10 protein-coding genes and 2 pseudogenes are annotated in these 13,671 nt (G+C 39.9%); 2 read left to right on the top strand and 10 right to left on the bottom strand.

The window, feature by feature from the left end; translation table 11 throughout:
* Window positions 1–68: 68 nt before the first annotated feature.
* A pseudogene (locus FM037_RS08710) lies at window positions 69–2,026 on the bottom strand (exotoxin A binding domain-containing protein).
* A 428-nt stretch (window positions 2,027–2,454) separates the two neighbouring features.
* Window positions 2,455–3,021, bottom strand: a complete 567-nt coding sequence (locus FM037_RS08705; protein ID WP_144045674.1) for a hypothetical protein — start codon at window positions 3,019–3,021, stop codon at window positions 2,455–2,457.
* 940 nt (window positions 3,022–3,961) lie between these two features.
* On the opposite strand from FM037_RS08705, the gene fliB (FM037_RS29930) reads away from it, so the two are divergent.
* Both fliB (FM037_RS29930) and fliB (FM037_RS08700) read left to right on the top strand, forming a co-directional pair.
* Window positions 3,962–4,285: a flagellin lysine-N-methylase gene (fliB, locus tag FM037_RS29930; RefSeq protein WP_267874871.1), complete on the top strand. Its 324-nt coding sequence runs from the start codon at window positions 3,962–3,964 to the stop codon at window positions 4,283–4,285.
* 56 nt (window positions 4,286–4,341) lie between these two features.
* The gene (fliB, locus tag FM037_RS08700) at window positions 4,342–5,142 is read left to right on the top strand and encodes a flagellin lysine-N-methylase (protein ID WP_324617133.1); all 801 of its coding nucleotides are present in this window, start codon (window positions 4,342–4,344) and stop codon (window positions 5,140–5,142) included.
* A gap of 321 nt (window positions 5,143–5,463) precedes the next feature.
* Here fliB (FM037_RS08700) and FM037_RS29250 read toward each other — a convergent pair.
* The 8 genes and pseudogenes from FM037_RS29250 to FM037_RS08655 all read right to left on the bottom strand — a co-directional run.
* Window positions 5,464–5,780, bottom strand: a pseudogene (locus FM037_RS29250) (transposase); the annotation flags it as partial.
* Window positions 5,761–6,483 carry a c-type cytochrome gene (locus tag FM037_RS08690; protein WP_229381120.1) on the bottom strand — a complete coding sequence of 241 codons (723 nt, stop codon included), beginning with the start codon at window positions 6,481–6,483 and terminating at the stop codon, window positions 5,761–5,763. The pseudogene FM037_RS29250 and the gene FM037_RS08690, both read right to left, overlap by 20 nt.
* Window positions 6,484–7,737 (bottom strand): molybdopterin-dependent oxidoreductase, encoded by a 1,254-nt coding sequence (locus FM037_RS08685; RefSeq protein ID WP_144045673.1) that lies wholly within the window; start codon window positions 7,735–7,737, stop codon window positions 6,484–6,486. It abuts the gene before it with no gap.
* Window positions 7,738–7,822: 85 nt separating this feature from the next.
* Complete coding sequence (gene ccoP / locus FM037_RS08680) at window positions 7,823–9,289, bottom strand: cytochrome-c oxidase, cbb3-type subunit III (RefSeq protein ID WP_144045672.1); 1,467 nt, start codon at window positions 9,287–9,289, stop codon at window positions 7,823–7,825.
* Window positions 9,289–9,906 (bottom strand): cbb3-type cytochrome c oxidase subunit II, encoded by a 618-nt coding sequence (locus tag FM037_RS08675; RefSeq protein WP_144045671.1) that lies wholly within the window; start codon window positions 9,904–9,906, stop codon window positions 9,289–9,291. Before FM037_RS08675 ends, ccoP begins: the two co-directional genes overlap by 1 nt.
* Entirely contained in the window at window positions 9,906–11,234 is a 1,329-nt protein-coding gene (locus FM037_RS08670; RefSeq protein WP_229381119.1) for a cbb3-type cytochrome c oxidase subunit I, read from the bottom strand. Before FM037_RS08670 ends, FM037_RS08675 begins: the two co-directional genes overlap by 1 nt.
* Window positions 11,235–12,176: 942 nt before the next feature.
* Window positions 12,177–12,596 (bottom strand): hypothetical protein, encoded by a 420-nt coding sequence (locus tag FM037_RS08660; RefSeq protein WP_144045670.1) that lies wholly within the window; start codon window positions 12,594–12,596, stop codon window positions 12,177–12,179.
* A 277-nt stretch (window positions 12,597–12,873) separates the two neighbouring features.
* Window positions 12,874–13,641: an outer membrane protein OmpK gene (locus FM037_RS08655; RefSeq protein ID WP_144045669.1), complete on the bottom strand. Its 768-nt coding sequence runs from the start codon at window positions 13,639–13,641 to the stop codon at window positions 12,874–12,876.
* Between the last annotated feature and the right edge of the window lie 30 nt (window positions 13,642–13,671).

The raw sequence follows: 13,671 nt of genomic DNA, 5'->3' as shown, positions 1-13,671 counted from the left end.
TTGGGTGTCTTAGTGATTTTTATCGGATAAACGGTGCCTGTTTTCAGGCATCGCTTATCCGACGACTCCTATAATTCGTCGTGATGAGGTTTAGTGACATTGTCTGGTAATGCACTGATATCACTTTCCTCATCAGGAATACTCGATGGGTCGAGATCACCGCCGATATTACTCGGATCTGTCGGTATCGTGGAGGGGATTGCTACAGCCTGTTCAGCCAGTTCCCAGCCGAGAATGGTTTCCGGGCGCCCGCCTGCTTCTTCGGGGCCAGTGATGGCTTCCGTTTGTAAGGGAAGTGGGTGGCCAATCAGGTGACCTACAGCATCGACAGCTTCAGGATCGGCCAGAGTCAGAGGCGTTTCATAGAGGTATGCTGTGGCAGTGCCTGGTACATAGACTCTCAACATAGTGCCATTGCGGATCCGGCCACGCGAGTCAGGCTCTTGATCTTGCGCATATCCATAGGCGACGGCAGGGTCACCTGATATATACAAGCCTTGCCATACATCATCCAGTGCCTGTGTTCTGGTTCTGATCCCCCGAAAACAATGCTTTGAGCACCTTCCAAAGAGCTGCCGTGATAGCCCACAAAAACATACCCTCGCGCGATCAGTTGCTGATGTGCATGATTCAAGCGTGCTGAAGACCAGTTTCTGGTTCCCCTCGTGGTAAAGCTTACCGCCTCCCCCGCTCCTAGAAAGTTTGCACCATTGGGGTGTTCTCGTTCGAGTAACGCGTTGGCACTGTCGGCTGGCGCACTACAATGAAGCGCACCTGCAGAGCAGGATAGGCTCACCACGTCAGCACTTTGGGCTTGTTCAGGCGTATTGCCAGCGGCCTGATTATCAAATTGATTGACCTGCGCAGCTGCCAGGGTCAGGGTCACCCTAGCTCTCTCTGGTGCTTCTCGAATAGCATCATCCAGCGCATTACCAGGAGTCGGGTTGGTCAAAGCATTGTGGATCACTTGCTCTACCCTGTCCCATGATAGTCGGGCCAATATAAAGAGGCTGACAAGGTTACGTACCGGATAACCACAATTATTGAGTTCTTCCCAACCTCTGGGATGGCGGGTACGAGCTAGAGATTCAAGAGGAATACCGCATACCTGATGGGCAGTTAAGGATGCTAGGCTGTTACCTCTATCGAAATGGATTCGATGACTGATAACGGCCGGTGTCGTTGAGGGAGCGGTTGTATCCAGGATCGCTGGATTACCTGCCAACACGCGATAAATTTGCCCTTCCCACGTGTCATCAGGATTACAGGTGTGTTGAGTCACGTAATTGTAGAACGCATCGAAAGGGTCAAGGAAGCAGAGTAATTTACCTGTGTGCCATTCACTCCAGCGTTTCTGTCGATGGTGCTGCTGCGGCGCTGCCACATAGCTCACTCCGGCACTGCTGATATTGACCATTGACAATGTTTGGTTATTGTCGAAAGCCCTAATATAAAACGTGGATTTATGCGCCAAACTATTTAACAGGTTGTTACTCACCTCTATACTGTAGATGGGAGATATATATCTGTTCAGGCCTACGGCGTCCTGTTCAAGGAAGAATATTTTAATGCTGGCTGGAGCATCATCACCAACGGGAACAAGCCAGTTTAGAGACCAATTATTTTCTCCCTTACGAATATATGAGTAACTGCGAGGACCGGATTCCGCCGTCTCACTGGTAAAATTAATCGTTGAATGAGTAGTATGTAGTGTCAGAGCATTATCGATAGCAAGTTTGAGCCCCTCATTACCTTCTCCCAGTAGCATAGAGTAGTGCAGTATGCCTTCTTCATTACTGGTTTCAAATAAGGGAGTCAGATCCAATTCACTTGATCTAATACCTTGGCTTAAATCGAGTTGGCAGTGAGTAGCACATTCTTGCCATAGATCGAATGCTTCATTGACTTGAGCTGCTGAGGTTATCTGTGGTTCTAAGCCACGCAGATCCGTTGCATTTACGCTAGTTATTGCGAGAAACAGTGAGCTAATCGTAACACTCAAGCAGAGATATCGTGTTTTTATCATAAAGAAATCCTTTTAATTAAATCAACGTCAAAGTGATACCATTGAGCCTTATTAAGTCAGTACCTAAAAACGAAGCGATGGGCTTTCATATAAAAGGTCTGTCCAACTTTCATTGTTAGCAGTAACATCCTCTCCTGCTGAATAAAATTAAATATTTCATTGGATTATTTGGGAGCTGACATAAAAAATCTCCACAAAAAACACCATTAACTTGGCTAATAATAGTTATTATTACGATCACATCAATATTAGCCGCGCCTCTCTATTATTTTAGTGTACAAGCAGACACTTACCCACGCCCCATTAACAAACCTGCAACTTAATTAAGTTTAATGAATGCACAAGATTAATAGACAACATGGCCGTACACCTGAGAATATTTAATAGAGTCGATATAAATTTATTCGAATGCCAAAGCTTAAATAACTTTATTTAACAGAAGATATATTCAGATTGAATTTTGGATTAGCTTCTATGAATATACCGACACTCGTCAGGTAGTCATGGTAATGCCACTGCACATCTGTTGGACCACTCATTCCTTTTAAATAATATTGACCACTACCATAATATTGTGCAAGACACTCTTCATCGAAAATCAATTCAGATGGTAGGTAACAATCCGATCTTCTACTATTTAGGTCAAGGCCATAACCGTAGGAGTTATAGTAGATGGGAGCCTGGCTACCAAACTCGCCTCGCTTAAACTTTATAGCTGTAAAATCAATAGAATAGACTTCACTTCGACCTTGCTTGGTCACATCACAACTTATAGCATGTTTCCCATCACCCAGTCCTGCTAACAGCTCCGGGATATTAAACCTTATCGCTCTCTCCAAATCTTCGCCTGAAAATAACGTACTTTCATCCACAGTACACTGCACTAAAATTGATTTATCGATATCTTCTCCATTAGAGGGGTAAACAAAATCCAACTCTGTAGCACAAACAGTTTGAGAAGTGATGAGTGCGGCTAATATTATACAATGTTTCATTATATTTAAAATTCCATTTTAATTGATATACGAATGGTATTCTCTTAAATAATTATCGATAAAGCAATAAGAAACGGATGAACTTTACAAAAAACAAACAGATTTTTTAAAAGCTCTACTTAAAATAAAAACTCAAAACAAAAAATGCAACATGGTTTGAATAACTTACCTCTTACGAAACACCAGACCGTTATAAACAATCAACACACTCTTCTATGAAATTAGATTCAAAATGGAATCTTCTAGCCTTCGAAATAGAGATTAAAACTATAACCAAGACACTCATTATTATTCTAAGAAAAATGGCTAAAAGGACCTTGATCTGACAATATTGAGTATCTTCGTTATTTTATTGACACTCTTAGATGTCTTCGTTATTTTATTGACGATCTTATTCCCCTTCGTTACTTCATTTCTTTCCCCGCCTAGAATCTAAAAAAAAACAACTTTTATTGATAATTACCTTCTGTACTGGAATGCTAATATTTAATCTAAACAATAGCATTCCAGTATAAAGTTCAGTCAACGTTTTAAATTGATTGTTAATACGATTCATATCAACTATTCATTGATTGGATAATTGTGGAGAAAATTATATGTTTAATCTAGATAAACACTTATTAAAGATCTGCTTATCTTTAATATTATTACTCTTATCCACTTCGAATAGCTGCTAGTCTTTTTCATGCACTTGATTCGAGGCCAAGAAAGTGTCTTAATTACAAGACACCTTTTGAAATCTATACTGAAATGAGTGGTGCACTTCTACTTTGAACCAGGGCAAGGGATCTTCATCTGACAATCTTGGGTGTCTTCGTTATTTTGATATAAACAGTTAAAGTAACCAGAGTTATTAACTCCTACCCCCTCAATTCCTTATTTGACTAACTCGCTGACTTTGCTATTTTATATCTATATCTCATGATGCTTTGGAAAGATAATGGCTAGCGGAATTGTTACCCCTAAATATGTCAGTGATTTTAGCTGTATAGGCCCAGATTGTGAAGATAGCTGCTGTATCGGTTGGAATATCTATATTGATAAGCAAAGCTATAAAAAAACAGTGGCTCATCGAGATTTGAAAACATTGGCTAAAACAGCCATGAAAAAAATTAAACGAAGTGATGATAAGTGGGCGATAATTCGTGCCGATTCAGATGGGGCATGCCCTTTCCTCGATGTCAATCGACTGTGTAAAATCCACTCTTTAGCCGGTGAAGATACCCTAAGCGATACCTGTAAAACCTATCCAGAACCAGCTTAGTCAAAGAGGGGGATAAATATCAATCTCTCTATTTATCCTGCCCAGAGGCGGCAAGGCTGATCCTATTTAGTCCCGATGCCTTTATGTTTGAACGTAAAGAGAGTGGTTTAAAGAACCTTTTAAGTACAAGTCCTCTTTGGGCCAGTAAAACTTACGATAACAGCATCGATCTGTTACTCAATGAGCACCTTAGTTGGCAGCAAGCTCTGCTTGCGATCGGTTTATTAATTAATACTGCCGATAAGGTCTGGGGAAATGAGGTTGACGCGGATCAGTTAGATATTCGTTTAGAGCAACTGATGTTGTTGGCAGAGAAAGGTGTACTGCAAGAGCAATATAAAACCTTAGCATATGCTGATAAGCATCAGGTGCAAGCTTTCGCAACCATTCATGGTATGTTTATCGATGTACATCCAAGGCGTGATGGTGAAAGATTTAAGACCGTTAATGATGCTATCAGTACCTTGCTTAATGACGACAAAACCGTGGATATCGATAAGATAAACCATGCATGGAATACCATCGCATCACCTGCGTTAGAGGAGCATGGCGATATCTTTAAACGCTATATTCTCTACTATATTTACCATGAATATTTTCCGCTTACCTTAGGTGACGCACCTCAGTCTGCGTTTAGATTACTGGTATTGGACTGCTTTATGTTGCGCTGCTATTTAGCTGTGATTGCCCATAAGAATAATGGCCTATCGGAGAGTGATATACACCTCTGCTTTCAAGTTTATCATGTGGTACGCCAGCATAAACCAACCTTCATTAAAGGCGCCACAGCCATGATGGAGAAGTTTAATTTTTCCAGCGTAGCAGGGATCATAAGCCTGTTAAAAACAGGGGTTTAATCAAGATAAGTTAAGAGTTAAATATGGAAAGGCGAGTGCTTCATGCATTCGCCTTTTTTGTTTTTGTGTCTTGCTCTGAAAAATCGAGCCAATGAAAAATCGGAAAAATCGAGCCAGCCATTATTAATCAATAACATATGAAGTCTGTGGCAAGCTATCAATATTCCACTTACCCATAAATCCAATTACAGTGGGAAATCCTAACTTACACTAGCAAAAATTAATAAAATGAGGTTTTTGAGGGAATATGTGAAAATTCAGACAGGTCTTATTCGTTCTTTATAAAAAAGAGTCAGGTTTAAACAGAGAGAGCGAGCAAAATTACCAGCCAGTTTGAAGGTACTGACAATCTTTAGAAAAATGCCGTCGGCGCTTCCCTAAATTGTCACAATAATTCGTCAGTTCTTGTAGTGTGCCTACTGGACCATGGAAAATTTTACCGAAATCAGAAGTTTTTTTCACCCAGCTTTCACTGGAAATATTTAGCCTGCTTAATATCTTAGATGCCTTCAAAGAGATAGCCCCACGCTTATCATCGCGAAGAACTCTCCCTGTTTCATCCACCAATTCAAGATAGTCCTTCGGCGCGAAGTGAATTCCTTTAGGTGATTAAGGCGCTCATTGCCAATAAAAGGCACTGAGCGTTAAATGTTCAGTGCCTTTTATGGGAGATTGGATGTACATACGTTTAATCATTTGCAATAAATGATAGCTAATTACACTGATTTCAGGAACTGATCTATTTCCCCCCTCATCAAGAATAAATTTTGCAATAGCTTCTGATTCATGGCGGTTTATAGGTGGCTTAGGCATGCCAAGACCCCCTAACTTAATAGCGACTCCCAATCTATCTACAGCATTATCTGTGCCTTCATATTTAGACCGCATCTCTTTGATAGAAAGAGCTTCCGAATCTTTATGACAAGTTAAGCAATCATTATCAGATAATAGCGATTGCACATCTAAGTTATCCGGATGATAGATTATTTTGGCGTTAGCGAGTTTAGTTAAGGCTATTATTTCTTCATCGGTTTCTTTTGCAGACCCATAAGCGACTGACAAATAAGCGGCAATAAACTTAGCTTCATCCATACTGATAGGTGCACCGTAAGCGTTTCGCATTTTATACATCTCACCAGTCCACTCTTTTAGATCCATTTCTGGTGGTTGATACATGACATAATCAACTGAATGACAAAGGTGACATTTAGATTGCGCAAGCCCATACCCGGGTAATGCCAATGGCTTAAGTTTTGTATTATCCATAGGTAATGAAATTGATACGACTTCAGCTTTAACAGTCAATGAAAATAGCGTTAATATAATAAGTAAAAACCGCATCTAAACCACCTTAATACTTGTACGTTCAATAGCATTACGGTTATAACCACCATGATTCCAAGTTGCATTTACAGGTTGTGTTTCACCGCTCTTACCTGTTGCTCTGACCATCACAAGTGTTCTTCCTTTTTCACTGAAATTATGGCTTAACTTCCAACCTCTAAAGGAAAAGCGACCAAGATCTTCTCCAAGTGTCGCTTGCATCCATTTTTTGCCACCATCGACTGACATTTCGACTTTTTTTATACCACTACCACTGTCAAAAGCAATTCCCTTAATTTCAATACTGCTTGAAGCGTTAACTTCATCACCATTTTCTAAACTAGTAACAAAACTTCTTATTGGGAAACGATTTACAGGTAACGTCGTTTTCGCCCTTTCATTTGGTAATTCACTCTTCGAATCGTTATCTGGTAGACGGTATGCTGTCGTCATAAAGAACGCATCAAAGTTATCAAACTTATCCTCTATGACTTTGAGATGTGATACATGCTTAACCCAGTATGTTGCATACCAACCAGGCACGATTAATTTAACTGGAAATCCATTTAAAAATGGTAAGGGCTCACCATTCATTTCCCAGACCAACATAGGTTCGCCGGTCATAATATGGTCAATAGGTAATGATTTTTTGAAATCTGGTGTCGTGTCTCGTACCGGCTTATCCAAACCATCTATGATGACACTTTTCGCTGCACTTGAAATACCTGCTTTCGCTAACACATTTTTAAGTGGCACACCTTTGAACTTCGCATTACCCATTGCGCCATTACTTAATTGTGCACCAAAAACACGTGGTGATGAATAACCTCGGCTATTACCAGTACATTGTTGTACCGCTACGATTTCTTGCTGGCCTTCAATCGACTTTAATTCAGCCAAACTTAGCGTAACTTCCTCATCAACAGCTCCAGAGATAGTAATGGTATATTTATCAGTGTCTATGGCAACAGGTAAGTCAGCTAAGTGATAACGAACAAAAAAACGATTATTGGGTGTTATTAACCCTTCATTAAATACATTAAAAGGAGTCTCAAGATGAGGTGGTCTAGTATGTACAATCACAAGATCATCTTTTTGAGGAAATGTACTTAGTACGGGCTTAGGGCCAGCAGCATAGCTCACCCCTTCACCATCCGAATACATTTTCCCATCTTTCATAAACTCTTTGGAAAAAGCAGTCAATGGCGCAGCAGCTAGTGCGACATAGCCCCCAGCTTTAATGATTTCCCTTCTTAACTTATTCATTTTCATAATTACGGTATCCTATTAATCTTTAAATCTATTAACCTTTAAATCCACTAGCCTTCAATCTATTAGCCTTTAGCCAGCTCAGCGATTATTTAATTTTTGATAAATATTTCGAAAGGGATTTAATTTCATCATCTGTCAGCTTTCTAACCACGTTTTGCATCATTTGACCTTGATCACCAGATCTAACACCCGTTCTCCAGTCAAATAATTGCTTCTCTAAATAGTCAGAAGATTGACCTGCCAACCTTGGAAATGATGGGTTACCTTCCGTTTTTTGACCATGACAAGTAGCGCAAGCTGGGAGCGCTCGTTGCCAATCACCTTGGAATATTAGGCGTTCAGTAGGATCTTTAATCAGCCCTTCTGCAGATTTATCTGGGAAAATCTCACTTATATCTGGTGAATCTAGCGAGCTGAAATAGCTGGCAGCAAGCAACTTATCTTCAACACTTAAGTTTGCAGTCATGCCTTGCATCGTCGTATTTTGTCTTAAACCTGATACAAACAAGTTCAATTGATTATAGATATAAGCTTCTTTCAAACCGGCTAGTTTAGGCGTCCCAGGTACACCGCCAAGACCATCTGCACCATGACAGCCCACACAAGTGGCTAACACTGCGGGCAATGGTTTTTCATTTCTAGAAAAAATATATGTTTTCGCTTGCATAAGCCCGATATTTTCTTGTGGTTCATTTTGTAGGGAGAGAATATAAGAGGTTAAAGACAACATTTGATTTCTAGTAAGTCGCTCAGAAAAAGCAGGCATAGTGTTGCTCATGCCATTCTCAATAACTCGCTTAATATCATCTTTGGTTGAACCATGAAGCCAGATATTATTCGTTAAGTTTGGTGCACCTATGCCATGTGTCCCTTGGGCATCTTTTCCGTGACATGATGAGCAATTAGCATCAAAAAGATCATTACTTTCAAATGGTCCTTTATTTAGCTGAGAAACATACTGCGTAAGTTCATCTATATCGTCACCGTTCAATACCTCTTTCCAAGCAGGCATTTTACCGTGACGGCCATTATATATAGTCGTATAGATATCTTGAGGTGAACCGCCGTATAACCAGTCTTTATCCACTAAGTTTGGATAGTTATGCTGCCCTGTTGCATCCAGACCGTGACAAGCAGAACAGTTATCTCCAAATATTGCTTTACCCTCTTGTATAACAAGAGGCTCTTTTTGTAAAAGCGTGAATGTTTCCTCATCAGTATGAGCATTGATTGCGCCATTAATATCATTGTTAATATCAACTGATTTCGCTACATAAGCGTCATCGGCCTGTGTCCAGCCGACAAAACCTTTCCAGGAAGCCAAGCTTGGATATAGAAGGACATAAACAATGGCGCCTATAAATGCAATAAGATAGGCCGCAAAGAAAACTTTAGGAATAGGAGCATCTTTTTCATCTATCCCATCAAAGTGCTCTATTGTTTTATTACTATCTGCAGTTTTGTTTTTTTTAAACTGCGAATAGATAACTGCGACCATGATAAAAAAGAAGATAATCGATAGTACGCTAGATAATATTTTTGTGGATTCCATTAATTTAAATCTCCAGCTTTTTCCTGTGTATCCACACCGAGGCTCATTAAGTAAGCAATAAGTGCATCGCCTCTCGTTTTACCCTCAACTTTGTTTACTGAGTTTTCAATTTGAGTGTCTGTATATGGAACGCCTAGTTTTTTCATCGCTTTCATTGAAGCAACAACATGACTACCGTTAATCTCTTTTTCAAAAAGCCACGGATATTGAGGCATGATTGAAGCAGGTACAACTGCTTGAGGGTTTATTAGATGCTGCTTGTGCCAGCCTTCAGTGTATTTCAAACCAATATTAGTTAAGTCTGGCCCTGTTCTTTGTGAGCTCCACAAAAAGGTAAACTCATAAACATCATCTTCCATTTTATTAGGACGACCATATCTTTTTCTTTCCGGCTCCAAGTTTCTAACCATCTGGGTATGACACCCCACACAACCTTCTGCCATATAAACATCTCGCCCAGCTAATTCTAAGGCGGTATATGGTTTGGCCGTTGTGATTTCCTTAAGGTCATTTGTGAAGAAAAATCCTGGAAAAACCCACACAAAGAATGAAAATAAAACAACGACTGTCGTGATAGTAATAAATGCTTTTACAGATTTAGATATTGAATTTTCCATTAACAACCTCCTTTAATCATTGCTTTTTGTGGATTATTTATAGTCATGATTAGGTTGTAAATCATTACCAACATACCGGAGATAAACAGAGCACCACCAATTGCACGCCCTAGCATATAAGGTTCAATAAACCGTAAGATATCAACAAACGTATAAGTGAGTGAACCCGAATCAGTGAGGCTTAACGATTTAATACCTTGACCTATACCACCAATCCAAAGAGCAACGACATAGAAGGTTATACCTAAATGAGCTAGCACAAAATGCACCTTAACTAGACCAAATGAGTAGAGTTCTTTTTTATATAACTGTGGAATGAAATAGTAGAAAGTTGCGATACACGTCATAGCAACCCAACCTAGTGCGCCAGAGTGAACGTGTCCTATAACCCAACTTGTATTGTGCGCTATCGTATTAAACGATCTGATAGCCATAAGAGGGCCTTCAAATGTTGCTAATGCATAATAGGCGATTGACGATAAGAAAAACCATACAATGGGATTTTTTTTCATCTCCTCTTTATTGGAAGTACAGGTCATCCAAGCATTAAATGCGCCAGCCCATGAAGGGATCCACAACAGAAGAGACATCACTATGCCAATATTTTGAATCCAAGTTGGAACTGATGTACCAATTAAGTGGTGTGTACCAGCCCAAGTATAAAAACCAATTAATCCCCAAAAAGTAATTAATGAAAGTCGATATGAATAAATAGGTCTGTTAACTAACTTGGGAATAAAATAATAGTTGGTACCAACAAAGCCAGCTGTCAATAAGAAGCCAACCGCATTATGACCCCACCACCATTGTACAAGCGCATCACTAGCACCAGAAAATATCGAGTAACCTTTAAATGCATATACTGGGATGGATAAATTATTTACCAAGTAAATTAATGCTATAACAACAATAACACCACCACTAAACCAGTTTGAAACAAATATATGATTTGTTTTCCTTTTAGCTAGTGTTCCAAAAAATATATATCCAAACGTTAGCCAGAGGACAACAATAGCGATATCAACCGGCCATGTAAATTCAGCATATTCTTTGGTTGATGTATAACCTAAAGCGATTGATATAAGGCCTATTATCAATGTTATCTGCCAACCCCAGAACAAAAACCAAGATAAACCTTTGGATATTAGATTAACTAATGAAGTTTTAGCCACAATATATAGCGACATACCTATAATAAAGTTACAAACCAATCCATAAATGACCCCGTTCGTATGCAGCGGTCTTATTTTTCCAAAATTAATATACTCATTGGCAAAGTTTAATTGGGGCAGGTATAACTGTAGAGCCGCCAATAAACCTATACACATAGCTACAACCCCCAAGCGATGGAGGCAATAATAAATGCTTTAACTATTTTTTCTTCATTTTCATACATGAGTATGTTCTCTGTTTACATCGGTTAATACGATGTGTTTTGTGATCAAGTAAAACTTGTACACTTAGATAGGCGTTTAAAATCAGTTGCAGCTTCCACCATCATGCTACTGGTATAGCTATTTAAATCATCGCCCTTCTTCACTAGTGGATTAATATCCATCAGCATTAGATCTCACCGTATTTCATACCCAAAATGCATGTTGGTTCATTTCCAGAAGATGACCTAAACAGGAAGCAGAAATAAAACCACAGGTGATATGATCAGCGGCGTAAGGCTCAATAAGCCGATAGAGATAGACAATAGAAAATAGACACGTTTTCAGTTAATAATAAGCAACTAATTCAAACACATAGAACCTATAACCACCTCTTTCTCAGTGAAAATAGTATAACCTTCCCTGCAAGTTAAAATAATTAAAATCAAGTTAACCAGAAGCTCAATAAAATTGAATCACGATAAAATAAATAAAATCACCGAAATGGTGCTGAGATTCAACCCAGTAATGTCTATGGTGATAGTTTTTTCCAGTGCCCTCATCATCTCCCAGCAGCATTGCACGTCTGGATACACGAGAGCAGTAGTGGACATAGGCGTGTCTTCTAAACTCACTTGGCTTCATCTTGGGCGGGGCATAACAACCTCTCACTTAACCACTGTTAGTCAAGAGTAGCGAGCCAAAATCGAGCCAGCCATTATTAATCAATAACATATGAAGTCTGTGGCAAGTTATCAATATTCCACTTGCCCATGAATCCAATAACATAGGGGAATCCTGACTTACACTAGCTAAAATGAATAAAATGAGGTTTTTTGAGGGAATATGTGAAAATCCAGGCAGCATTTAATGTGGGTGGCACTATTAATTTTCCAATTAAGTTAATCGTAGGCAAATATCAAGTTGTTCGACCCAGACATCTTCTTTGTAGTAAGGCTCAATAGCCAGCGGCGATATAATCAACTCACCCAGGATTGAGTCATCTTCAGTCGTCATTGAGACACTAGTTCCATCGGATAGCTTGATGTTGACCCCCCAGTCATATGTAACAACTTCACCTGACGGGACCCAATCACCGGCCTTTGTTTTATCTTCAATCGCGCACTGACAGCTAAGGCGAAGGATCTCGACAGAATCGATGATTACGCCAACTTTCTCCGTCAACTTAATCTCAGAGCATGGGCCTATAGAATGATCTATGGCACTGTATTCTATTTCTGTCGGTTCCAATACTTTTCTAAAGATTGGAATATGGAAGTCATGACCTTGGGGGCTCGTATTCCACGCGTTAGTCATCTCAACAAAGCCAGCCTCCACCCAAAAATATAACGATACAAGATTTAGCTTTCAATTCTGTTTAAAATTAAAAGAAAAATGAACCTGATTTCAACCTATGTAATCTTTCCAATCTCGGTGAACAAACTCGCTTGCGACGGCCCCTAAGGGGTAACCTCACGTTAAAGATACTTGGATGATACGAGTCATCCCGCCGTCCACCAACCAAGAAAAAGCCCCGACACTTTCATGTCAGGGCTTTATTATTGCTGTATCCCGTTCTGCGTTAAGTTAACGCTTATAGATGATACTTAATCAAGAGCGAGAAGACACTTTGGTCAACTTCAAGACCGGGAATACCATTGGGTATGCCGTATTTGTTCTTCCAGTAATCATATTCGACACCGACATAAAATTGGCCGCTCTTACCATTGATCACGGCACCTAAGTCATACTTAAGTTGTGGATTAATGTGCAGCATAGGCTCATAAGAGTCTTCAGATGGACTAAATACCCAGTCAATAAAGCCATCGAACACTATGCCAGTGTCACCAAAATCGATTCTCCAGGCTGGGGTTAGCTGCCAACCATCACTGGCACCTCGTTCTCCTGCAGAATTACTCAATTCGGTGCGCTGATAGACGTTCACATTAAGGTAGCTAAAACCAGGCACAGCCCAATCTGAACCTATACCATAAAGCATGGTACTCGCCGCAGCAGAACCTTGCTCATATTGCAGTGCAAGAGACAGATCAGTTAAGGGGCCAAAACCTATTTTGCTATCAAAAATCTTACTGGCACTAAAGCGAGTACCATACTCACCATAGTTAACGTGATTACTATCACTTGGCGCATCATTGAAGTAAATAAAATCCTGGAACGCAAACCAATCACCGTATTTCCAACCGCCGGCGGTTTCTAGCGTGATGGTGGTTTGCTCCGCAGGGTCGACCTCAAAGTTATCGCCGTAAAGGGCTGTCACACTGAAATCAGACCATTGAACTAAGCTTTCAGCAAATACTGTAGGGCTTGCTAGCAATGCTACTAATATCCATTTATTGTTCATATTCCTCACCTGTAATTGACAAACTTATTA

This window comes from Shewanella psychropiezotolerans, from assembly GCF_007197555.1.
GTDB classification, from domain to species: Bacteria; Pseudomonadota; Gammaproteobacteria; order Enterobacterales; family Shewanellaceae; genus Shewanella; species Shewanella psychropiezotolerans.
This window is presented reverse-complemented; position numbering and strand designations above follow the sequence as displayed.

Excerpts from the sequence above, each read along its gene's own strand:
- FM037_RS08705 (WP_144045674.1), bottom strand. The coding sequence starts at position 3,021 with ATGAAACATTGTATAATATTAGCCGCACTCATCACTTCTCAAACTGTT.
- fliB (WP_267874871.1), top strand. The coding sequence starts at position 3,962 with ATGGCTAGCGGAATTGTTACCCCTAAATATGTCAGTGATTTTAGCTGT.
- FM037_RS08690 (WP_229381120.1), bottom strand. The coding sequence starts at position 6,483 with ATGCGGTTTTTACTTATTATATTAACGCTATTTTCATTGACTGTTAAA.
- FM037_RS08685 (WP_144045673.1), bottom strand. The coding sequence starts at position 7,737 with ATGAAAATGAATAAGTTAAGAAGGGAAATCATTAAAGCTGGGGGCTAT.
- ccoP (WP_144045672.1), bottom strand. The coding sequence starts at position 9,289 with ATGGAATCCACAAAAATATTATCTAGCGTACTATCGATTATCTTCTTT.
- FM037_RS08675 (WP_144045671.1), bottom strand. The coding sequence starts at position 9,906 with ATGGAAAATTCAATATCTAAATCTGTAAAAGCATTTATTACTATCACG.
- FM037_RS08670 (WP_229381119.1), bottom strand. The coding sequence starts at position 11,234 with ATGTGTATAGGTTTATTGGCGGCTCTACAGTTATACCTGCCCCAATTA.
- FM037_RS08660 (WP_144045670.1), bottom strand. The coding sequence starts at position 12,596 with ATGACTAACGCGTGGAATACGAGCCCCCAAGGTCATGACTTCCATATT.
- FM037_RS08655 (WP_144045669.1), bottom strand. The coding sequence starts at position 13,641 with ATGAACAATAAATGGATATTAGTAGCATTGCTAGCAAGCCCTACAGTA.